The organism is Streptomyces sp. NPDC046805 (genome assembly GCF_040645355.1).
Classification (GTDB): domain Bacteria; phylum Actinomycetota; class Actinomycetes; order Streptomycetales; family Streptomycetaceae; genus Streptomyces.
In genome coordinates this window covers 152,958-175,305 of the sequence record NZ_JBEYYC010000011.1, presented here as the reverse complement: position 1 = coordinate 175,305, position 22,348 = coordinate 152,958, and the positions used below count along the sequence as shown (strand labels likewise).

12 protein-coding genes and 1 pseudogene are annotated in these 22,348 nt (G+C 72.1%); 9 read left to right on the top strand and 4 right to left on the bottom strand.

The features are described from left to right. Positions 1-126 precede the first annotated feature (126 nt). Entirely contained in the window at positions 127-1,251 is a 1,125-nt protein-coding gene (locus tag ABZ910_RS14790) for a GuaB3 family IMP dehydrogenase-related protein (RefSeq protein ID WP_361363783.1), read from the top strand. Positions 1,252-1,808: 557 nt separating this feature from the next. Here ABZ910_RS14790 and ABZ910_RS14785 read toward each other — a convergent pair. Next, complete coding sequence (locus tag ABZ910_RS14785; protein WP_361363780.1) at positions 1,809-3,017, bottom strand: nucleotide sugar dehydrogenase; 1,209 nt, start codon at positions 3,015-3,017, stop codon at positions 1,809-1,811. A gap of 281 nt (positions 3,018-3,298) precedes the next feature. On the opposite strand from ABZ910_RS14785, the gene ABZ910_RS14780 reads away from it, so the two are divergent. Then, complete coding sequence (locus tag ABZ910_RS14780; RefSeq protein ID WP_361363777.1) at positions 3,299-5,005, top strand: glycerol-3-phosphate dehydrogenase/oxidase; 1,707 nt, start codon at positions 3,299-3,301, stop codon at positions 5,003-5,005. A gap of 136 nt (positions 5,006-5,141) precedes the next feature. Here ABZ910_RS14780 and ABZ910_RS14775 read toward each other — a convergent pair whose 3' ends face one another. Further along, a complete protein-coding gene (locus ABZ910_RS14775; RefSeq protein ID WP_361363774.1) occupies positions 5,142-6,185 on the bottom strand; it encodes a serine hydrolase domain-containing protein in 1,044 nt (347 codons plus the stop codon). A 169-nt stretch (positions 6,186-6,354) separates the two neighbouring features. On the opposite strand from ABZ910_RS14775, the gene ABZ910_RS14770 reads away from it, so the two are divergent. From ABZ910_RS14770 to ABZ910_RS14755, 4 genes and pseudogenes are all read left to right on the top strand, one after another. Next, on the top strand, positions 6,355-8,304 hold the full coding sequence (locus ABZ910_RS14770) for a serine/threonine-protein kinase (RefSeq protein WP_361363771.1): 1,950 nt from the start codon (positions 6,355-6,357) through the stop codon (positions 8,302-8,304). Between the two features lie 165 nt (positions 8,305-8,469). After that, complete coding sequence (locus ABZ910_RS14765) at positions 8,470-11,157, top strand: protein kinase (protein WP_361363769.1); 2,688 nt, start codon at positions 8,470-8,472, stop codon at positions 11,155-11,157. Positions 11,158-11,354: 197 nt separating this feature from the next. Then, the gene (locus ABZ910_RS14760) at positions 11,355-13,028 is read left to right on the top strand and encodes a serine/threonine-protein kinase (RefSeq protein WP_361363767.1); all 1,674 of its coding nucleotides are present in this window, start codon (positions 11,355-11,357) and stop codon (positions 13,026-13,028) included. Between the two features lie 91 nt (positions 13,029-13,119). After that, positions 13,120-14,184 (top strand): annotated as a pseudogene (locus ABZ910_RS14755) (serine/threonine-protein kinase); the annotation flags it as partial. A 175-nt stretch (positions 14,185-14,359) separates the two neighbouring features. On the opposite strand, the gene ABZ910_RS14750 reads toward ABZ910_RS14755, so the two are convergent. Then, the gene (locus tag ABZ910_RS14750; protein ID WP_361363765.1) at positions 14,360-16,360 is read right to left on the bottom strand and encodes a glycosyltransferase family A protein; all 2,001 of its coding nucleotides are present in this window, start codon (positions 16,358-16,360) and stop codon (positions 14,360-14,362) included. A 229-nt stretch (positions 16,361-16,589) separates the two neighbouring features. Here ABZ910_RS14750 and ABZ910_RS14745 point away from each other — a divergent pair, with 229 nt between their 5' ends. The 3 genes from ABZ910_RS14745 (at position 16,590) to ABZ910_RS14735 (ending at position 21,167) form a co-directional block, all read left to right on the top strand. Then, positions 16,590-17,468, top strand: a complete 879-nt coding sequence (locus ABZ910_RS14745) for a serine/threonine-protein kinase (RefSeq protein WP_361363763.1) — start codon at positions 16,590-16,592, stop codon at positions 17,466-17,468. A gap of 152 nt (positions 17,469-17,620) precedes the next feature. Beyond that, positions 17,621-19,267, top strand: a complete 1,647-nt coding sequence (locus ABZ910_RS14740; RefSeq protein ID WP_361363761.1) for a succinic semialdehyde dehydrogenase — start codon at positions 17,621-17,623, stop codon at positions 19,265-19,267. Between the two features lie 46 nt (positions 19,268-19,313). After that, the gene (locus ABZ910_RS14735; protein WP_361363759.1) at positions 19,314-21,167 is read left to right on the top strand and encodes a GMC family oxidoreductase; all 1,854 of its coding nucleotides are present in this window, start codon (positions 19,314-19,316) and stop codon (positions 21,165-21,167) included. Between the two features lie 107 nt (positions 21,168-21,274). On the opposite strand, the gene ABZ910_RS14730 is transcribed toward ABZ910_RS14735, so the two are convergent. Then, positions 21,275-22,315 carry an LAETG motif-containing sortase-dependent surface protein gene (locus ABZ910_RS14730; protein ID WP_361363756.1) on the bottom strand — a complete coding sequence of 347 codons (1,041 nt, stop codon included), beginning with the start codon at positions 22,313-22,315 and terminating at the stop codon, positions 21,275-21,277. Between the last annotated feature and the right edge of the window lie 33 nt (positions 22,316-22,348).

Genomic DNA, 22,348 nt, shown 5'->3' with positions numbered 1-22,348 from the left:
CCGACGCTTCCGGAAGGGGCGGTCCCGAGCCTTCGGGACCGCTCTCGCCGTGCCCGCACCGGGTCGTTGCCGGAGCCGTCGGCGATACTGGAAGACGCTGAAACGCATCAGGGAAAGGCCACAGACGTGACTGAGATCGAGATCGGGCGCGGCAAGCGCGGCCGCCGGGCGTACGCCTTCGACGACATCGCCGTCGTCCCCAGCCGCCGTACGCGGGACCCGAAGGAGGTCTCGATCGCCTGGCAGATCGACGCCTACCGCTTCGAGCTGCCCTTCCTGGCCGCCCCCATGGACTCCGTCGTCTCCCCGGCCACCGCGATCCGCATCGGCGAGCTCGGCGGCCTGGGCGTGCTGAACCTCGAGGGCCTGTGGACGCGGTACGAGGACCCGCAGCCGCTGCTCGACGAGATCGCCGAGCTGCCCGCCGAGCAGGCGACCCGCCGCCTCCAGGAGATCTACGCGGCTCCCATCAAGGAGGAGCTCATCGGCCAGCGCATCAAGGAGGTGCGCGACTCCGGCGTGGTCACGGCGGCCGCGCTCTCCCCGCAGCGCACGGCGCAGTTCTCCAAGGCCGTCGTGGACGCGGGCGTGGACATCTTCGTCATCCGCGGTACGACGGTCTCGGCGGAGCACGTCTCGTCCTCGCACGAGCCGCTGAACCTGAAGCAGTTCATCTACGAGCTCGACGTCCCGGTGATCGTCGGCGGCTGCGCCACCTACACCGCGGCCCTGCACCTGATGCGCACCGGCGCGGCCGGCGTCCTCGTCGGCTTCGGCGGCGGCGCCGCGCACACCACGCGCAACGTGCTCGGCATCCAGGTCCCGATGGCCACGGCCGTGGCCGACGTGGCCGCGGCCCGCCGCGACTACATGGACGAGTCCGGCGGCCGCTACGTGCACGTGATCGCGGACGGCGGCGTCGGCTGGTCCGGCGACCTCCCGAAGGCGATCGCCTGCGGCGCGGACGCGGTGATGATGGGCTCCCCGCTCGCCCGCGCGACGGACGCGCCGGGTAAGGGCCACCACTGGGGCATGGAGGCCGTCAACGAGGAACTGCCGCGCGGCAAGAAGGTCGACCTCGGGACCGTCGGCACCATCGAGGAGGTCCTGACGGGCCCGTCCCACACCCCCGACGGCTCGATGAACTTCTTCGGCGCCCTGCGCCGCGCGATGGCCACGACCGGCTACAGCGAGCTCAAGGAGTTCCAGCGGGTCGAGGTCACGGTGGGGGACTCGCAGCACAAGCGGTGACGCCGCGCTGGACTTGAGCGGTTGAAGGGCCCGGTCACTCACGTACGTGGGTGACCGGGCCCTTTCGTGTGCCCGAGTGGGCCTGATGGGGCGTGTTTTGGGCTTTGGGGGCGCACGGTGGTGTTCGGGGCGAATGCGCGGTGGAGGGACGTTTCGAGGCGCTGGTGTCCATGTCCGGCGACCCGGTTCTCCGGGGCGCCCCCTTCCACGGACAAGGTTCCGGACCCCGGCCCTCGGGGCCCGGCCCGAACTCCAATGGACCGTCCACCGGGCAACTGGGCGGTTTCATGGAAGGGGGCGCGCCCGTGGGCCGTCACCGCAAGCCCACCCGCTGGGACCGCATTCGGCTTCGGCTGGTGAAGTTCCGGAGGAGGTGGATCTTGCGGATCTATGGGAAGTGAGCGGCCACCCCCACGAGACCTAGGGGTGGACACTCCGTTCACTTTCGGGAGCCTGCCGCAGTGCCCCTGCGGTGGGCTCCACCTCTCCGTACGCTAGCGGCGGCCCCGTCCCCACGCCACCACCCCCGGAAGCTCGCCCATCGGCACGCGCCCCCCTCACAACCGATGCGCCGCCCCCGTGGGCGTGGCCCCGCGCGTGTCCAGCAGCAGCTGTGCCTTCACCGACAACCCCTGCAGGTCGTACGTCCGGTGGTGCTGGAGGAGGATCGTGAGGTCGGCGCCGGCTGCGGCCTCGTAGAGGGAGTCGGCTCGGGGGACCGGGCGGGTGAGGACGTTCCAGGAGGGGACGTGGGGGTCGTGGTAGCTGACGGAGGCGCCCAGTTCCATGAGGCGGGCCGCGATCTCCCGTGCGGGTGTGCCCTGTTGGTCGGCCAGGTCGGGCTTGTAGGTGACGCCGAGCAGCAGGACGCGGGCGCCGCGGGCGGACTTGCCGTGCTCGTTGAGGAGGGCGGCGGCGCGCTGGACGACGTACCGGGGCATCTGGTGGTTGACCTGCTGGGCCAGTTCGACCATCCGCAGGGTGCGGCCCGCGTGGCCGGTCAGGTCCTGCGGGACGCCGTGCCCACCGACGCCGGGGCCCGGCCGGAACGCCTGGAAGCCGAACGGCTTGGTCTCGGCGCAGCGGATGACGTCCCACAGGTCGACGCCCAACTCGTGGCACAGGACGGCCATTTCGTTGACGAGGGCGATGTTGACGTGCCGGAAGTTGGTCTCCAGGAGCTGCACCGTCTCCGCTTCGCGCGGCCCACGCGCGCGTACCACCTTGTCGGTCAGCCGTGCGTAGAAGGCGGCGGCCGACTCGGTGCAGGCCGGGGTGAGGCCGCCGATGACCTTGGGGGTGCCGGCCGGGGTGAAGTCGCGGTTGCCGGGGTCGACGCGGCTGGGCGAGTAGGCGAGGTGGAAGTCGCGGCCCGCGCGCAGCCCCGAGCCCTCCTCCAGCAGAGGGCGCAGGAACTCCTCGGTCGTGCCCGGCTGCACCGGCGACTCCAGGATCACCGTGGTGTGCGGGCGCAGTCGTTCGGCGAGAGTGCGGGCGGCGGCCTCCACCTGGCTCAGGTCGAGGCCGCCGTCCGCGCCGCGCGGGGTCGGTGCGCAGATCACCGCGGTGCGCACCCGGCCGAGCCCTGCCGGGTCGGTGGCCGTCCGGAAGCCCCCCGAGAGCATCCGGCGCAGTTCCGCGGGGCTGAGGGAGCCGGCCTCGGGGCCGGTGGCGTATCCGAGGGTGGGGATGCCGGCGGCTACGGCGGCCTGGGCCAGAGGCAGGCCGTAGGGACCGAGTCCGATGACGGCGAGATCTGCGGGCATGGAGAGGGCGGTCCTTCCCAGTAGCCGAAGTGAAGCAGGTGCGCAAGTCCTGTGGACAGGACGGACGAGCGCAATGTCAGACTAGGAGTAAATATGACCCGGATGCGGCATATTTTCCTTGTGTCTTCCACGGGTCACACGTCCGTTGTCCACAGGCTGCGGGCGACTGGTGGCTGAAGCCGGGCACGCCGGTCAGAATTTGGGCATGGGTAGGGGATGACCGGGCTTCGCCCGCCGGGTGCGGCCGATGCGACCGACGCGACCGACAACGGGAGGCAGCGGTGAGGACAGCGACACTGGGTCCGGCGCAGCGCGCGGAGGCACTGGCGAGCATGGCCGAGCACGAGCTGGACGTACTCGTGGTCGGCGGCGGAGTGGTCGGCGCGGGCACGGCGCTGGACGCGGTCACCCGCGGTCTGTCCACGGGCATGGTCGAGGCCCGCGACTGGGCGTCGGGCACGTCCAGCAGGTCCAGCAAGCTGATCCACGGGGGCCTGCGCTATCTGGAGATGCTCGACTTCGCCCTCGTACGCGAGGCCCTGAAGGAACGCGGCCTGCTGCTGGAGCGGCTCGCCCCGCACCTGGTCAAGCCCGTGCCGTTCCTGTATCCGCTGCAGCACAAGGGCTGGGAGCGCCTGTACGCCGGGACGGGTGTCGCGCTCTACGACACCATGTCGATGGCCCGCGGCCACGGCCGGGGCCTGCCGATGCACCGCCACCTGAGCCGCAATCACGCCCTGCGCGTCGCCCCCGCCCTGCGCAAGGACGCCCTGGTCGGCGCGCTGCAGTACTACGACGCACAGATGGACGACGCCCGCTTCGTGGCGACGCTGGTGCGCACGGCGGTGTCGTACGGCGCGAAGGCCGCCAACCGCGCGCGTGTGACCGGCTTTCTGCGCGAGGGCGAGCGGGTGGTCGGAGTCCGGGTGCAGGACGTGGAGGGCGGCGGGGAGTACGAGATCCGCGCCAAGCAGATCGTCAACGCCACGGGCGTGTGGACCGACGACACCCAGGCCATGGTGGGCGAGCGCGGACAGTTCCACGTCCGCGCCTCCAAGGGCATCCACCTGGTCGTGCCCAAGGATCGCATCCACTCCTCGACCGGGCTGATCCTGCGCACCGAGAAGTCCGTCCTGTTCGTCATCCCCTGGGGCCGGCACTGGATCATCGGTACGACCGACACCGGCTGGGACCTCGACAAGGCCCACCCGGCCGCGTCCAGCGCGGACATCGACTACCTGCTGGAACACGTGAACTCGGTCCTCGCGGTGCAGCTCACCCGCGACGACGTCGAGGGCGTGTACGCCGGGCTGCGCCCGCTGCTCGCGGGGGAGTCCGACGCCACCAGCAAGCTGTCGCGCGAGCACACCGTGGCGCATCCGGTGCCGGGTCTTGTCGTCGTCGCGGGCGGCAAGTTCACGACGTACCGGGTGATGGCCAAGGACGCGGTCGACGAGGCGGTGCACGGGCTCGACATGCGCGTCGCGGACTGCGTCACCGAGGACGTTGCGCTGCTGGGCGCGGAGGGCTACCAGGCGATGTGGAACGCGCGGGCGCGCATAGCCGCCCGGACCGGCATACACGTCGCGCGCGTGGAGCATCTGCTGAACCGGTACGGCTCGATGGCCGACGAGGTCCTGGACCTCATCGCCGCCGACCCCTCCCTGGGCGAGCCTCTCCAGGCGGCCGACGACTATCTGCGCGCCGAGGTCGTGTACGCCGCCTCGCACGAGGGCGCGCGGCACCTGGACGACGTACTGACGCGGCGGACCCGCATCTCCATCGAGACCTTCGACCGGGGCACCCGCAGCGCCCGCGAGGTCGCCGAGCTCATGGCGCCCGTCCTCGGCTGGGACGAGGACCAGATCGAGCGCGAGGTCCAGCACTACGAGAAGCGGGTGGAGGCCGAGCGGGAGTCCCAGCGCCAGCCGGACGACCTGACGGCGGACGCGGCCCGGCTGGGGGCACCGGACATCGTGCCGCTGTGAACGGCAGCACAGCCCGATACGACGCGGTACGAGCGGCACGGCTCCCCGCAACCGTGGCATTCGGCTTTCCCGGAACGCCTGAATGTCACTCGAACGGGTGCGGTGATCCGGGATCTCTGTCCGGAACCGGCTCGTTCTACGAGGTGCGGGGGCAGAACTCGGCCGTGAGCAGCGCGCGCTCGAGGCTCGGGTCTGCGACCTCGTCCGTGTTGACGCGGAAGGTGAGGGCACGGCGGCCGTGACCGCTGACTGCGGTGCGCACGTAGCTTCCGGGGATGCGGCCGTCGTGCCCCCACACCGTGGCGCCGCACGGAAGCCTGGCCGGAAAGATCCCCATGCCGTACGAGCCGTGTGCGGCACGGGTGTTGAGCATCTCGCGCAGCCAGCGCGGGGGCAGCAGCTTGCCGCGCAGCAGGGCCGCGTAGAAGCGGTCCAGGTCGGCGAGCGTGGTCACCAGCTCACCCGCCGCGCCGGCCACGCGCGGGTCGAGCCTGGTGACGTCGGAACCGTCGGGGGTGTAGGCCCGGCCGTGCGGCGCGGGCAGGGTGGCGCGGGTGCCCGGGAAGGTCGTGCCCGTGAGATGGAGGGGGGTGATGATGCGGCGCCGGGCCTCGGTGGCGTACGAGCGGCCGGTGACCTGGCGGATGACCATGCCGAGCAGGACGTAGTTGGTGTTGGAGTACGAGAAGCGGCCCGGGCGGGCCGAAGGGAGGGTGAGGGCGATGCGTACGGCCTGACGCGGGGACAGGGGGACGATCCCTCTGGTGACCGTGGTGAAGTCGGCGAGGCCGCTGGTGTGGGTGAGCAGGGCGCGCAGGGTGATGTCCCGTCCGTCCGCGTGCGCTCCGCGCACCACGCCCGGCAGGTGCTGATCCACGGTGTCGGAGAGGGACAGCCGGTGTTCCGCGGCGAGTTGCAGGAGAACGGTGGCGATGAAGGTCTTCGTGATGCTGCCGGCGCGGAAGTGGTCGACGCGGGCGATGCCCTTGCCGGCGGCTGCGTAGTGGCGGCCGGTCCCCTCGACGGCGAGCAGGGCGGCGGCGGGCGCTCGCCCCCGGTCGACCAGCGGCGGAAGGAGCGCCGCGGGGGTCCGGGGCGTGGTCGCGGAGCAGGCCGCGGTTAACGCGATGAGCAGCACGAGGAGCACCTGGTTCGGTGGTGATGTGCGACGCGGTGGCATGGCCGGTCCTCCTCTGTCGCGCCCCATCCTCCCGGGGCGGGGAACGCGCGCCTCACCGGGTCCCGGGTGTGGTGAATTCGTGGACACAATGAGGGCACCCTGGGCGTTGATCACTTGTCGCGTGAGGGACAATGGAGGCTCTGTCAGGGCGGGTTGCATGAGGGGACGCATGTCGGAGGCGGAGCGGGCGGGGGCATCCCGTCAGGACAGGAGCGGACATCTCCTTGCCGGGCGGTACCGGCTGGGAGAAGTGCTCGGCCGCGGCGGCATGGGTACGGTGTGGCGCGCCGAGGACGAGACCCTCGGCCGGACCGTCGCCGTCAAGGAGCTGCGGTTCCCGTCGAACATCGACGAGGAGGAGAAGCGGCGTCTGATCACACGCACGCTGCGCGAGGCCAAGGCGATCGCGCGGATCCGCCACAACGGTGCGGTGACGGTGTTCGACGTGGTCGAGGAGGACGACCGGCCGTGGATCGTGATGGAGCTGATCGAGGGCCGGTCGCTCGCCGAGGTCATCCGCGAGGACGGCCTGCTGGAGCCGAAGCGGGCGGCCGAGGTCGGGCTCGCGATCCTCGACGTGCTGCGTTCGGCCCACCGTGAGGGCATCCTGCACCGCGACGTGAAGCCGTCCAACGTGCTGATCGCCGAGGACGGCCGGGTCGTGCTCACCGACTTCGGCATCGCCCAGGTCGAGGGCGACCCGTCCATCACCTCCACCGGCATGCTCGTCGGCGCTCCCTCCTACATCTCCCCGGAGCGGGCCCGTGGGAACAAGCCGGGGCCGGCGGCGGACCTGTGGTCGCTCGGCGGCCTGCTGTACGCGTCGCTCGAGGGCATGCCGCCGTACGACAAGGGTTCGGCGATCGCCACGCTGACCGCGGTGATGACCGAGCCGGTGGAGGAGCCGAAGAACGCGGGTCCGCTCAAGGACGTCATCTGCGGGCTGCTCGTCAAGGATCCGGCCCAGCGGCTGGACGAGGCGGGTGCCCGGGCCATGCTCGACGCCGTGATCCACGCGCCCGAGCCGGAGCCGATGGACGCGACGCGGGTCGTCCCGCTGCCGCCGCAGCCCGAGGAGGCCGCGGGCAAGGACGGTGCGTCCGGCGCGGACGTCAAGCGGGGCGAGGAGGCGGCACAGAGGCTGCGCGGGGCGCTGCGTTCCGTGCGCAAGGCCGGGGCGGCGCAGGGCAGCGACAGCGGCAGCGAGAGTGACGGCTCGGGAGCTGAGGTCGCCTCCGCCACGGCGGCGGATTCGGATTCCGCTGCGGGTTCCAACGCCAGGGGTGGGAAGGCGGGTTCGGGATGGCCGGTGATGACGCCGCCGGATCTGCCGCCGCGCACCGCGCCCCGGGCCTCGCTGACCGACGTGGTGCCCAAGCGGACGTTGGGCGTCGTCGTGGCGGTGGTCGTCCTCGCCGTGCTCGTCACGGTGCTGGCCGTGGCGCTCAGCCGGGACGGCGACGGGACCAAGGGGGCCGGGAGCAGCGGCGGTTCGAAGGCCGCGGCGACGGGGACCGCGGGCGCCCACACCAAGGAGGACAAGGGGAGTACCCGCACGGACGGTGACTCCACGGCCTCCGCCCCGGCGGCCTCGACGTCAAAGACCGGGAGCACGACGAGTGCGAGCGCGCCCAGCGGCGACGACTCCGGGTCGGCAGACTCCCACGGCAGCGGCGGCGGGCGCGCGCCCGTGGTGTCGACGCACAAGGGGAGCCAGGGCTACACCATCGGGCTGCCGAAGGGGTGGAAGTTCCAGTCCGCGAGCGCCGCGGGGGACCGGTTCACCGGGCCCGACGGACAGAAGCTGCTCGTCGCCTGGACGAGCACGCCGAAGGGCGACCCGGTGGCGGACTGGCAGAACCAGGAGCGCTACATGGTGCGTTCGCAGTACAAGAGGATCCGGATCGAGAAGGTGGACTACCGCGGCTGGAACACGGCCGACTGGGAGTTCACCTACGTCGACGGCGGCACGAAGTACCGGTCCATCGACCGCGGGTTCGTCGTCAACGGCCACCAGGGGTACGCCCTGATGTACACCGCCAAGGCCTCGACGTGGGGCGGCGAACTGCGCAAGGGCACCTGGAAGACGCTGACGGGTTCTTTCCACCCGAAGTCCTGAAGCGGGCGGCCCCGGGTCGGTGACGGAAGAATCCGGCATCCCCTCATTGCGGGTCGCCGTCGGCACGTATCGTGAGTGGTTGCGGACCGTACGCATCCAGGCAGGAGTGCCCAACGGCCCGTACGGCGAACGGAATTGACCAACCGGGCGGCCAGGGGAGGCAACGTGGACGACTACGCGGGTCGTGTGCTCGCCGACCGCTACCGCCTGCCGCTCCCGCCCGACGACGAGTACGAACTCACCGAGACCCGCGCCTTCGACACCTACAGCGGACAAGAAGTCCTGGTACGACAGCTGCCGTTGCCGGAGATCGTCGAGGCGGAGGTACTCGACGCGGACGGGCTGCCCGACGGTTTCACGTCCCGTGACCGCGGGGCACACAGGCCTCCGGCGGACCGGGCGGCCACGCGACGGCCGACGGATCCGGCGGTACGGCGTGCCGTCGAGGCCGCGCAGGCCGCCGCCGCGCTGCCCGACCATCCGCGGCTCGACCAGGTCTTCGACGTGTTCGCCGAGGGCGGTTCGCTGTGGATCGTCAGCGAGTCGGTGGCCGCGCGTCCGCTGGCCGCGCTGCTGGCCGAGAGGCCGCTGACGCCGTACCGGGCGGCCGAGATCGCGTCCGACGTCCTGACGGCGCTGCGGACGCTGCACGCCCACGGCTGGGTGCACCGCAACATCACCGCCCGCACGGTCCTCGTCTGCGACGACGGCCGCGTGATGCTGACCGGCCTCGCGGTCGGAGCGGCGGAGGAGGCGCTGTGCGGGTACGACCCGGTGCCGCGGGGCTCCGCCGGTTCGGGGGGTGGCGGGGGAGCCGATGGCGCCGCAGGCCTCGTCGGCACGGGCGCGGCCGGTGTTCTCGGCGGTGGCAGTGCAGTCGTCGACCACCAGGTGGGGCCCGGTGCTTCGGGCGGCGCCGGTGCGGTGGATCCCGAGGCTGCCCGGCGTGCCGCGATTCGGGCGCGGGAGGCCGGTGGGCTGCCGGTGGCGGGCGTGGACGGCGCCGGGGCGAACCCAGCGGAGGGGCGCCGTGCGCTGGAGAGCGGGGGGGACGTCCGTGCCGCCCGGGCCGGGGCGATCGCCGCGTACCGGGCCGGAGCTCGTGCCGCCGCCCGGGTGCAGGAGGCGCAACAGGGCGGGCGAGCGGGATTGGCGGGCGCCCGGCCGTCGGCCGAGGACGCCACCGGTGGCGGCGCCCGGGCCAACGGCACGACTCAGCCACCGCACGCTTCCGGGCAGGGCACGGACCACTGGCCCGGCACGGACCACCGGCCCGGGACCGACCATCGGCCGCCCGTCACCGACCACCGGCCCGGCACCACGCCCCCCGGACAGATAGCCAACCCCTACGGCGTGCACCCCGTGCACCCCGCCCCCTGGCACGGAGCCGCCCCGCGCACCGCCTCTGACGGCGTCCGGCAGCGACTGTCGGGACTGCCTTCCGAACTTCCCCCGGGGAACCCGACCGGCGACACGGCCCCGGGTACACCGCCCACCCCCCTGGCAGGCAACGCCCTGTCCCCTGCCCTCACCCCACCCCCGCACCCCTCTGCCCCACAGGACACTCCCGCCGCCCCCCGAAGCCCCGGCACCGCGCTGGCCGCCGAACGGGCGCGGCAGGTACGGATGACCGTGGTGGGGCCGGTGACGGAGAGGTGGGCGCCGGAGCAGGCCGGCCCCGTGCACCAGAACTGGCAACTCGCCGCGCCCGTCGGCCCGGCGACCGACCTGTGGGCGCTCGGCGCGCTGCTCTTCAGGGCCGTACAGGGGCATGCCCCCTACCCGGAGGAGTCGACGGCCGAGCTGGTGCAGCTGGTGTGCTCGGAGCCGCCCGCCTTCGCCGAGGAGTGCGGGCCGCTCAGGCCGGTCGTCGAGTCGCTGCTGCGCCAGGACCCCACCGAGCGGCTGGACGTGGAGGAACTGCGCGGCTGGCTGCGCTCGCTCGTGCGGTCGGCGCCCGAGCCCGAGGCCGGCACCTACGTCGTCGCCGCTCCGCCCGCCGACGCGAGCCGGTTGCCGATCGTGCGGCAGCGCGGCTGGCTGGTGCGCAGGCGGCGTGCCGGGCTGCCCGAGACCAGTGCGCACGGCCGGCACAAGCGGGCCAAGCAGGAGGCCCGGTCCCGGTCCCCGCGCAGCCTGGGCCGCACGCTGCTTCTGCTGATCCTGCTCCTGCTGGTGGGCGCGGTCGCGTACGCCGTGCTGTTCATGCCGAAGGCCGGCCGAGCCGATCACGGCGGCGCCGCGGACGGTGCACGAACCGGGGCCGCCGGGGAGGCGCGTCAGGCGCCCTCACCGTCGAAGGAGCCGGGCGACGGGAGCGGCACGTCGTCGTCGGTCCCCGCCGAGCAGACCTCGCCGGCTCCCTCCACCGAGACGCAGTCGACCACCGACCCCTCCGTCGCCGACGGCTTCACCCTGCGCAAGGACCCCGACGGCTTCCAGGTCGCGGTGGCGGACGGCTGGGACCGCACGCCCAGGAACGGGCGCGGTCAAGTGGTGTACTCCCATGGGGACTTCGAGCTCCTCGTCGTACCGGGGCGGGACAGTGCGACGACGTACGGCCGCGATCCGATGGCGTATCAGCGGAACAAGGAGCCGGAACTCCGGCCGTACCGGGACTCCAGTTGGGCCACGGCCGCCGGTCTGCGGACCATCGAGGTGGGGGAACGGTCCATGGCAGAGGGACAGTTCACCTGGACCGACGGCCAGGGGCGCGACCTGTTCGTGCGCAACCTCGCGATCCTCCTCGGCGGCCGCTATCACGTGCTCCAGGTCCGCGGCCCGGAGGCCGAACGGGACGAGGTGACGCGGCTGTACGAGCAGGCGTCGGCGACGTACCGGTTCACCGGCTGACCTCACCGGCCCGGCTGTTTCGCCACTCGATTCGACAGTCCGTCAATCTTGCGCAGCCGCATGGAACTTGAGTCACACGCGCCACAGCAAGCGAAAACCGTCACAGTGCTGTTCCTTTGGCACCCCGCTGGTTCCATGGAGGCGGCCCGGTCCTTAGTCTGACCCTGTCAAGACCATTGCGGGGCAACGTGAATCAGATGCAGGGCCTGCTCATAGCGGGCCGTTACCGACTCGCCGACTCGATCGGCAGCGGTGGCATGGGCCGTGTGTGGCGCGCCCAGGACGAGGTGCTCAACAGGGCCGTCGCCGTCAAGGAGTTGACTGCCGCGCTCTACGTTTCCGAGAGCGATCGGCACGTCCTGCTCGCCCGTACCCGGGCCGAGGCGCGCGCGGCCGCGCGCATCAACCACTCGGCCGTCGTCACCGTGCACGACGTCCTCGAGCACGACGGACGTCCGTGGATCGTGATGGAGCTGGTCGAGGGCAACTCCCTGGCCGACGCCGTCAAGGAGCAGGGGCGGGTGGAACCGCGCGAGGCGGCCCGTATCGGCCAGTGGGTGCTGCGCGCGCTGCGTGCCGCGCACGCGGCCGGGGTCCTGCACCGCGACGTCAAGCCCGGCAACGTCCTGCTCGGCCGGGACGGCCGCGTCCTGCTCACCGACTTCGGCATCGCCCAGATCGAGGGCGACACCACCATCACCCGCACGGGAGAGGTCGTCGGCTCGGTCGACTACCTCGCCCCCGAGCGGGTACGCGGCCACGACCCGGGCCCCTCCTCCGACCTGTGGGCGCTGGGCGCCACGCTGTACACGGCGGTGGAGGGCAGGTCCCCCTTCCGCCGCACCTCGCCGCTGAGCACCATGCAGGCAGTCGTCGAGGAGGAGGCCGACGCCCTGCGGTACGCCGGTCCACTCGAACCCGTCATCACCGCCCTGCTGCGCAAGGATCCGGCCGAGCGGCCGGACGCGGAACAGACGGCGCAGATGCTCGCCGAGGCGGCCGAGGGGCGCCGTCCCAGCTCGGCGCAGGCGTACGTGCCCACGCAGCACACCGCGTCGCGGCCGGCGGAGCCGGGCGAGTACCGCTCCGCCCCCGTGCCCCGGCACGGGCCGGGCTCGACGACTCCGACGGCGTCCGTTCCCGCTCCTGCCTCCGCCGCGGCACCGGCGGCCGTCCGCTCCCGGCGCCGCCGCCTGCGGACGCTCGCCGTCGTGGTCGCCGTGTCGGCGATCGTGGGTGGCGGTGCCGCGGTGCTGCTGCAGCAGCTGGACGAGGGGCGGAAGGACCACGGCGGGGCACCGGCCACGCCCGTGTCCGCCTCCACGCCCACGTCCGCGTCCGCGTCGTCGGAGCCCCCGCAGGCGAGCACCGGCGCCACCACGCCCGCGGGCACGGTCCCGGACAACTGGGAGTCCCACACCGACCCGGCGGGCTTCAGCCTCTCCCTCCCCCCGGGCTGGAAGCGGACGGTCTACGGCGTCGACGGCGACCTCACGCAGATCGACTACTCGCCCGACGGCGGCAATCACCTCGTCCGCATCGCCGTCGACGGCTCACCGGACTTCGCCTCGCCGTACCAGCACCAGCAGGACCTGGAGCAGCAGATCCAGGGGCTGGTCGCCTACCGGCGCCTGACCCTGGAGCAGAACACCTACCGCGACCGCGACGCCTCCCTGTGGGAGTACACCTGGACCGCGCTGAAGAAGGACCCGCCGCACATCCCCGGGCCGCGCCATGCCATCGACGAGACGTATGTCTCGCGGGAGGGCGTCGAGTACGCCGTCTACATGTCGTCGCCCGCCCCGGACTGGGCGAAGACGAGCCGGCAGTTCAAGTGGGTGCTGCAGAGCTGGCAGCCGAACACTCGCTGATCACCGAGGAGCAGGCGTTCGCGCGCCCGTTGCACGGCTTGGCCGGTCACCGACGCGGAAGGGAGGCGTCCGGTGCGGCATCATGGGGCCCATGGGGACCGAGGGGGCCGACTTCCGTGTGATCGCCGGTCGTTACCGCCTGGAGGCGCGGCTCGGGCGCGGCGGGATGGGCGTCGTATGGCGGGCGACCGACCAACTGCTGGGCCGCCGGGTGGCGGTCAAGGAACTCGCCCACGACGCCGACGCCTCCCTCGCCGACGGCGAGGCGCGGACGCGTCGCGAGCGCACGCTGCGTGAGGCCCGGGCGGTGGCCCAGTTGAGCCATCCGCACGTCATCGTCGTGCACGACGTCGTGGAGGACGGCGAACGCCCCTACCTCGTCATGGAGTTGATCGACGGCGGCTCGCTCGCCAACCGGGTCTCGGCGCACGGCCCCGTGACCGCCGCCGAGGCCGCGCGGATCGGCATCGGCCTGCTGAGCGCGCTGAGCACCGCGCACGCGGCCGGTGTCCTCCACCGTGACATCAAGCCCGCGAACGTGCTGATCGAGTCCGGCACCGACCGCGTCGTCCTCACCGACTTCGGCGTCGCGCAGGTCGCGGGCACCACCACGCTCACCGAGACCGGCTCCTTCGTCGGCTCACCCGAGTACACCGCGCCCGAGCGGATGTCCGGGGTCAGGACCGGTCCCGAGTCCGACCTGTGGTCGGTGGGCGCGCTCCTGTGCGCGGTACTGAGCGGCGAGTCACCGTTTCGGCGCGACTCGCTCGGCGGTGTCGTGCACGCCGTCGTCGACGACGAGATCCGCCCGCCCGCGCAGGCCGCGCCGCTGCTGCCCGTCGTACGGGGCCTGCTGGAGCGCGACCCGGACCGGCGGCTGGACGCGGCGGAGGCGGAGCGGATGCTGCGGGTGTTCCTGGAGACGGGGCGTACGCCGGAGATCGGCGCTCGCGGGGGCGCCGGCGCTCTGTCGGGGCTGATGCCGCGGCCGGTCGAGGGCCGTCCGCCGAAGCCGCCGGTACGGCGCTCCACGCGCAGCGTGCTGGTCGCGGCCCTGCTCGTCGCCGCGATGGCCGGGGCGGGCGTGTCGGCGGCGACCCTGCTGATGCACGGGGGCGGGGCCGGGAGCGGTGGTACGCCGACGAGTACGACCCCGGGTGCGACGTCCTCGGCATCGCCGTCGCCGCGGCCCTCCTCGGCATCGGCCACGCCGTCGCCGCAGCACTCCTCGCCCGCGCCCGCCTCGACCGTCACCGTGACCCGGTCCCCGACCGTCACGGTCACCCGCACTCAGGCCGCGGGCGTCCCGGCGGGCGGGGTTCGCCGCGACGTCAGGATCGCCCGAGGCGACGCATGAGCGCCCTGAAGGGATCGGTCCGTGCGACCTGCAGCGCGAAGCGCCCCTCGTCGGAGGGCGCGGGCCTGGCGTAGCAGGGGAGCCCGAGGCGCCGCCACCTGGCCGGGGCCAGGGTCTTCGGCAGCTCGGGTAGGGGCAACGTCCAGTCGCCCAGGCCGAGTTCGCCGCCCCAGACGCCGGGGGAGAGGCTGCCGACCGGTACGCGGACGATGAAGGCGCCGTCGTCCGAGACCCGCCGGGCGGGGAAGGCGGCGGTCGCCCCCGTGCCGTTGCCGAGCCGGACCTGCAACGCGCCGTCCGGGTGGGCGGCGAGCGTGCACCGCCCGGCGAACTCCAGCTCGGTGGGCGCGTCGGCCGCCCAGTGGACGTCCGGGGCGAGGGTGAGGTGAGGGAGGACCCGGTGCTTGTTCTCGCCGAGGTCGAGGGTGAGGTTGCCGTACGGCCTGGTGGTGTACAGAGTGACGGCCCGGAGACCGTCGGCGCCGGTGACGACCTCGGTGCTCGCCCTGCCGGAGACGTCGGCGGCGCGCTTGCTGCCGATCCGGACCTCCTTGGTCACCCCCTGGGCACCGATGGCGAGTGAGATGTCCCACAGCCCGTCGGCGAGCGGCGCGCCGTCGGCGGCGGTGGTGATGTCGACGTCCGCCTCGAAGCCGGCCTTGTCGTACGTGTACCGGCCCTCGTCCTCGCCCGCGCCGAGGCCCGGGGTGGCGGTGTGCGTGACGGGGAGGCGGTACTCGGCGCCGCCGGCGCGCTCACGCAGGACGAGTGCGGTGCTGACGTCCCGCGTCTCGATCCGGTGGAGGTAGCCGTGTCCGGCCAGGCGCAGGGTGGTGCCGTGGAGTTCGGCGCGGGTGACCTGGTGGCGCGGGCCGAGCTGGTCGGTGACGTCGTAGCAGGTGTCGGGGACGGCGTGCGCGGGGTCGCGGAAGTACGGGTACCGGGCGTAGGCGCGGCCGTCGTCGACGACGACCGGGGTGGCGACGCCCGACGTCTTCAACTCCGCCTCGAAGCGGATGAGTTCGAGCAGCTCGTCGAGCATCCGATGCCGTACGAGGTGCAGGCGCAGCCAGGCCATGGCGGAGAGCCGGGTGCGCAGGCCCTCGTGCCAGAGGGGGGCCACGACGTCGGCGAGGCGGTCGAGGTTCTTCTGCTGCTCGGGGCGGGCCTCGCGCGCCAGGTGGGCGAGGATCTCCTGGACCTCGATGGTCAGGTGCCGGTGCGCCAGGTGGTCGCGGCCGGGACCGGGCGGGACGTTCTCGAGCAGCAGGTCGACCATCCGCGCGAGGATCCGCAGCCGGAACTCGGAGCCGAGGGCGCGTACGGTCGCGTTGCCGCCGTCGTCCCGCAGGGAGCAGAACAGGAAGTCGTAATCGGCGAGCACCGAGATGCCCGACGCGTGCAGATAGGCCAGGGCGACGAACGGCTGGTCCTCGCCGATGGTCAGACCCGTCGGGAACCGCAGGGCGTGCCGCTCCAGCAGCTCGCGGCGGAACAGCTTCAGCGCGTTGAGCGCCCAGTAGACGCGCGAGTCGAAGACGTCGGTCTTCGGCTGCGTGCGCTTGAACATCGACGTGGGCAGGCTGCGTCCGCCGACGCTCACCATCTTGCCCAGCACGATGTCGGTGCCGTTCTTCTCGGCCGTCGCCACCATGCGCTCAAGGGCCTCGGGCCCCAGATGGTCGTCGGCGTCGAGGAAGAAGACGAAGCGGCCCTGGGCGAGATCGAGCCCGACGTTCCGAGGCGCGGAAGGGCTGCCGGAGTTCTCCTGCCGGATCACCTGCATCAGGCCCGGGTACACCGTGGTCAGCCGCTCCAGCTCGGCCGCCGTGCCGTCGGTCGACCCGTCGTCGACGACGATGACCTCCAATGCGCCCCGACCGATGGTCTGCTCGGCGACGGAGGAGATGCAACGCGTGAGATAAGGCATCGCGTTGTACGCGGGGATGATCACCGAGACGGTCGGGTCGGTCACCGTGAAGCTCTCCAAGGACGACGGACGAGGCACACCCTGTTTTTCAAAAGGCTTCCGACACGACGAATGCGCCTGCCAGCTCCGGGAGACGTGCCGACTGTCATGTGAACGTATCGTGCCTCACCTATGACCTCAAGGTAAGAGCATCGTAAGACGGGTGAGGACGAGAGTGAATCGAGTCATCTCGTTCACGTCGACAAGGACGTGTCGCGCGAGGTACTCATGGGACATGAGTGATGACGGGGAACACTCGCCCGACGGCCGTCTGCTCGGCGGCCGTTACCGACTGATCGAACGCGTCGGCTCCGGTGCCGTATGGCGCGCCCATGACGACCTCACCGGCCTCGACATCGCCGTCAAGTGCCCTGCGCTGCCCGGCGATCCGGCTCCCGGGAGTGAGGGGCACGGGCGCGTCGTCCACCGCCTCTACCACGAGGCGCGCGCGGCGGCCCGGGTCGACCATCCCGTCGCCGTCGCCATCCACGACGTCCTCCTCGAGGGCGGGCTCCCCTGGATCGTCATGGAGCTGGTCCGGGGCGAGTCGCTGCGCGCGGTGCTGCGGCGCGGTCCGCTCCCTCCCGTCGAGGCCGCCCGTATCGGGCTCGCCGTCCTCGGCGCCCTGCGCGCCGCGCACTCCGTCGGCATCGTGCACCGCGACGTCAAGCCCGCCAACGTGCTCCTGGAGTCCGGCACCGACCGCGTCGTCCTCACCGACTTCGGTGTCGGGCGCGGGGACGCACTCGGGTTCCTCTCGCCCGAGCAGCTGGCGCGGCCCGGCGCCGGCCCCGCCTCCGACCTCTGGTCCCTGGGCGTGCTGCTGTACGTCGCCGTGGAGGGCCGCTCGCCCTTCCGCCGCAGCGCCGCCGGTCCGATCGTCTGCGAGCGCGCCGGCGCCCTCGGTCCGCTGCTGGGCCGCCTCCTGGTCCGGGAGCCCGACGAGCGGCCGGACGCGGAGGAGGTCGAAGCGGCCCTTGCGACGATCGCGCCCTTCGGCCCCTCCCTGACCTCCGCCCTCTCCTCGGCCACGTCCTCGCCCGTGCCCTCGGTGGGGCCCAGGTCACCCCACGCGTCTCCCCACGCCTCACCGCACCCCGCCGTCTCCGGTTGAGGGGAAGATTTCCGGATCAGGTTGATCCACACCGTACGACGCCCTGATCAGGGTATTTACTGCCAGTGATCACTGGCAGTGTGTGGGCACTTTGTGAATCCCAGTTACCGACAGGTATCCAAAACCCCCGGAGCGGTCCTACTCTGCGCCTCATGACGGACTCGCAGGCCCCCGAGACGACCGGCACCGACATCGCGGCGCAGACCGGCACGGTCGGTACCAATCCACTCGCCCCCGCGCCCGCGGGCGCCCGGACCGCGGCCGACGTGGTCACCCCGGAGCTGATCGCCCAGCTCACGAAGGGCGTCGTCGGCTCCGGCCGTACCGCCAACCACACGCCGCTCACCGGCGAGAAGCTGGCCGACCTGCCCGAGTCCACCCCCGAGGACGTGCAAAGGGCCTTCGAGGCCGCCCGCGCCGCCCAGGCCGTGTGGGAGCGGACGCCGCTCAGGCGGCGGGCCGCCGTCCTGCTCCGCTTCCACGACCTGGTGCTGGAGCGCCAGGCCGAGGTCCTCGACCTCATCCAGCTGGAGACCGGCAAGGCGCGCCTGCACGCCCACGAGGAGGTCCAGGCCGTCGCCATCGCCGCCCGTCACTACGGCCGCAAGGCGCCCGGGTACCTGAGGCCGAAGCGGCACACCGGTGCCATCCCGACGCTGACCAAGGTCACCGAGCTGCGCCACCCGCGTGGCGTCGTCGGCCAGATCGCCCCCTGGAACTACCCGCTCGAACTGTCCGTCGGCGACGCGCTGCCCGCCTTCGTCGCGGGCAACGCGGTCGTCATGAAGCCGGACACCGAGACCTGCCTGACCGCCCTGTGGGCCCGCGACCTGCTCATCGAGGCGGGGCTGCCGGCCGAGGTCTTCCAGGTCGTGCTCGGCGAGGGGCCCGTCGTCGGCCCTGAGGTCGTCAGGCACGCCGACTACGTCTCCTTCACCGGCTCCACCCGCACCGGCCGCGAGGTCGCCCAGGGCGCCGCCGCGCGCCTGGTCGGCGTCTCCCTCGAACTCGGCGGCAAGAACGCCATGCTGGTCCTGGACGACGCCGACATCGAGAAGGCCGCGGCGGGCGCTGTCCGTGCCTGCTTCTCCTCCGCCGGGCAGCTGTGCATCTCCATCGAGCGGCTGTACGTCCACGAGTCGATCGCCGACGCGTTCCTGGAGCGCTTCGCGGCCCGCACGAAGGCCATGCGGCTCGGCACGTCCCTCGCCTACGGCGCCGACATGGGCTCGCTGGTCGGCGAGCGGCAGCTGGAGACCGTGCAGCGGCACGTCGAGGACGCGGTCGCCAAGGGCGCCACGGTCGTCGCCGGCGGTGTGGCCCGTCCCGACATCGGGCCGTACTTCTTCGAGCCCACCATCCTCGACGGCGTCGAGGCCCCGATGACCGTGTGCGAGGAGGAGACCTTCGGTCCCGTCGTCTCCGTCTACCGTTTCAAGACGGTCGACGAGGCGGTCGAGATCGCCAACTCCACGCCGTACGGCCTGAATTCCTCGGTCTGGACGAAGGACGGCCGGCGGGGCCGCGAGGTCGCCGCCCGCCTGCGCACCGGCACCGTCAACGTCAACGAGGGCTACGCGCCCGCCTACGGCAGCGTCCAGTCCCCGATGGGCGGCATGAAGGACTCCGGCCTGGGACGGCGGCACGGCTCCGAGGGCATCCTCAAGTACACCGAGGCCCAGACGGTCGCGCAGCAACGGCTGCTGCCCATGGCCCCGTCGCTCGGCATGGACGACGAGAAGTACGCGGCGTTCCTCACCCGCAGTCTCCAGCTCATGAAGGCGTTCCGCTTCCGCTAGTTCCGCCAGTCAGCCAGACCACCCCCGTTCTCAACGAGGAGAGCACGTGTCGCAGGAGAAGTCTGTCCAGCCCCGGGACGAGGACGGGCACGACAACGCAGACGGGCAGGAGCGGGTGGACGGCCGTGAGGACGCGTACGACTACGACGTCCTGGTCGTCGGGTCCGGGTTCGGCGGCTCCGTCACCGCCCTCCGCCTGACCGAGAAGGGCTACCGGGTCGGCGTTCTGGAGGCGGGTCGCCGTTTCACCCGCGACACGCTCCCCAAGAACTCCTGGGACCTGAAGAACTACCTCTGGGCCCCGAAGCTCGGCCTGTACGGCATCCAGCGCATCCACCTGCTGGGCAACGTGATGGTGCTGGCGGGAGCGGGGGTCGGCGGCGGTTCGCTCAACTACGCCAACACCCTCTACGTACCGCCGAAGGCTTTCTTCGACGACCCGCAGTGGAAGGACATCACCGACTGGCAGGAGGAGCTGAAGCCGTACTACGACCAGGCCCAGCGCATGCTCGGCGTACGGCTCAACCCGACCATGACCCCCTCCGACGTGCACCTGAAGGCGGCGGCGGAGCGGATGGGCGTGGCCGACACCTTCCACATGACGCCGGTCGGCGTCTTCTTCGGCGACGGCAAGGACGCCGACGGAGAGGCGAAGGCGAAGGCGGGCGAGCAGGTGGCCGACCCGTACTTCGGCGGGGCCGGGCCCTCCCGCAACGCCTGCACCGAGTGCGGCGAGTGCATGACGGGCTGCCGGCACGGCGCGAAGAACACCCTCAACGAGAACTACCTCCACCTCGCCGAGAAGGCGGGCGCGGTCGTGCACCCCATGACGACGGTCGTGTCCGTCACCGACGACTCGCGCGGCGGGTACGCGGTCGCCACCCTGCCGACGGACGCGAAGAAGAAGGGCAAGGGGCGGATCTTCACGGCCCGCCGGGTCGTCCTGGCCGCCGGTACGTACGGCACGCAGACGCTCCTGCACCGTATGAAGACCAACGGCCAACTGCCCTATCTCTCCGACCGGTTGGGTGTGCTGACCCGGACCAACTCCGAGGCGCTCGTGGGCGCGCAGACCGACGACCGCCGCTACCGCAAGGCACACGGCACGCAGAAGGTCGACTTCACCCGCGGCGTGGCGATCACGTCCTCGATCCACCCGGACGAGAACACGCACATCGAGCCGGTCCGCTACGGCAAGGGCTCCAACTCGATGGGCGGCCTGACCATCCTCCAAGTGCCGTACGCGGAAGGGTCCTCCCGCGTCCTGGGCTGGCTGGCGAACGCGGTCCGCCACCCGCTGCTCGTGGCGCGGTCCCTGTCCAACCGGCGCTGGTCGGAGCGGACCATCATCGGTCTGGTGATGCAGTCGCTGGACAACTCCCTGACGACGTACCTCAAGCCGGACGGGGTGGGCAAGGGGCTGCTGACCGCGCGCCAGGGCCACGGCGCCCCCAACCCCAAGCAGATCAAGGCGGCCACGGAGGCGGCCACCGTGCTCGCCGACGAGATCAACGGCTTCGCGGGCAGCAACGTCGGCGAGCTCATGGGCACCCCGCTCACCGCCCACTTCCTCGGCGGCTGCCCGATCGGCGACTCGCGCGAGACGGGCGTCATCGACGCCTACCACCGGCTGTACGGCCACCCGGGCATCTCCGTGGTGGACGGCGCGGCGGTGTCGGCGAACCTCGGGGTGAACCCGTCCCTGACCATCACCGCCCAGGCCGAGCGGGCGATGGCGTACTGGCCCAACAAGGGCGAGACCGACCCGCGCCCGGAGCAGGGCGCGTCGTACGAGCGCCTGAAGCCGGTCGAGCCCCAGAACCCGGCGGTCCCGGCGGACGCCTTCGGCGCGCTGCGCCTGCCGTTCCTGGGGATGCCGACGGTGCCGCCGAAGAAGTGACGTCCATGAAGCCACGTACATGAGTGGACATACATGAAGAAGGACCTGCGCCCCCCTCCGAGCGCAGGTCCTTCTTCATGCGGCGGGCGTGTCACTCACGCCGTGGCTCAGGCGCCGGCCTGGGCTCCCGCCTTGCGCCGGCGCATCGCGATCACCGCGCCCGCACCGGCGACGACGGCGACACCGCCGGCGAGGCCGATCATCGGCAGCGCGGAGCTGGCGCCGGTCTCGGCGAGGTTGCCGGTCGGCAGCTTGGAGACGTCGCCCTGCGGCTTCTTCACCGAGGTCTTGGTGCCCTTGTCGCTCGGCTTGGCGGTGCCGGGGGCCGGGTTCGTGGAACCGGCCTTCAGGACCTGGAAGTCGTACTGGGCCCAGCCCTCGGCGATGCAGTCCTGGCCCTTGACGTTGTCGAGGTAGGCACCGGAGCCGAAGGAGTAGGCGTCACCGGCGGGGGCCTTGGCGTCGATGCTGACGCGCAGGTCGACCGACTGGCTCGCGCCCGACTTCAGCTTGCCCATGAAGAAGAAGTAGTCGCCGGCCCAGTCCTTGGAGCCGATGCGGTCCCAGGAACCGCTCTGGGGGTTCTTGAACTCCAGGTCGACGTACGGGCTCAGGAACTTCGACTCGTCGAGCTCGTAGTTCTCGACCTCGGCGTAGAAGGCCACGTCCTGGACGTCGGTCTTGGAGTTGTTCGTGACGGTCAGCTGGAAGCCGTGGAAGCCGTCACCCGCGACGATCTTGCCCGGCAGGCCCTTGATGTCGGCGGACAGCTTGGCGTTGGAGAAGTCCTGGTCGAGCTCCTCGCAGTAGGGCACGTCGGGGGACGACGGGTCCTCGCTCGGCTCGGCCGACTCGGACGGCTCGGCCGGGGTCGACTCACTCGCGCTGGTGCTCGGGTCCGGCGACTCCTCGGCCGGCGCGCTGGTGCTCGGGTCCGGGCTGACGGTGTTGTCGGACGGCAGGGACGAGACGCTCGACGACGGGTCGGTGGACTCGCTCGGCGTCGACGCCGAGGGGTCGACCGTGACCGACTCGGAGGGGGACGGCGACGCCGACTCCTCCGCGAACGCGGCGGGCGCGGACAGCAGGGCGAGCGGGGCTATGACAGCCGTGGCGGCTGCCGCGACCATGGCACGGCGCAGATTCATGAAGACCTCGGTGTGTCCGGCGTGCTGCGGCTT

Excerpts from the sequence above, each read along its gene's own strand:
- ABZ910_RS14785 (WP_361363780.1), bottom strand. The coding sequence starts at position 3,017 with ATGCCCGCAGATCTCGCCGTCATCGGACTCGGTCCCTACGGCCTGCCT.
- ABZ910_RS14775 (WP_361363774.1), bottom strand. The coding sequence starts at position 6,185 with ATGCCACCGCGTCGCACATCACCACCGAACCAGGTGCTCCTCGTGCTG.
- ABZ910_RS14770 (WP_361363771.1), top strand. The coding sequence starts at position 6,355 with ATGTCGGAGGCGGAGCGGGCGGGGGCATCCCGTCAGGACAGGAGCGGA.
- ABZ910_RS14760 (WP_361363767.1), top strand. The coding sequence starts at position 11,355 with ATGCAGGGCCTGCTCATAGCGGGCCGTTACCGACTCGCCGACTCGATC.
- ABZ910_RS14745 (WP_361363763.1), top strand. The coding sequence starts at position 16,590 with ATGAGTGATGACGGGGAACACTCGCCCGACGGCCGTCTGCTCGGCGGC.
- ABZ910_RS14740 (WP_361363761.1), top strand. The coding sequence starts at position 17,621 with ATGACGGACTCGCAGGCCCCCGAGACGACCGGCACCGACATCGCGGCG.
- ABZ910_RS14730 (WP_361363756.1), bottom strand. The coding sequence starts at position 22,315 with ATGAATCTGCGCCGTGCCATGGTCGCGGCAGCCGCCACGGCTGTCATA.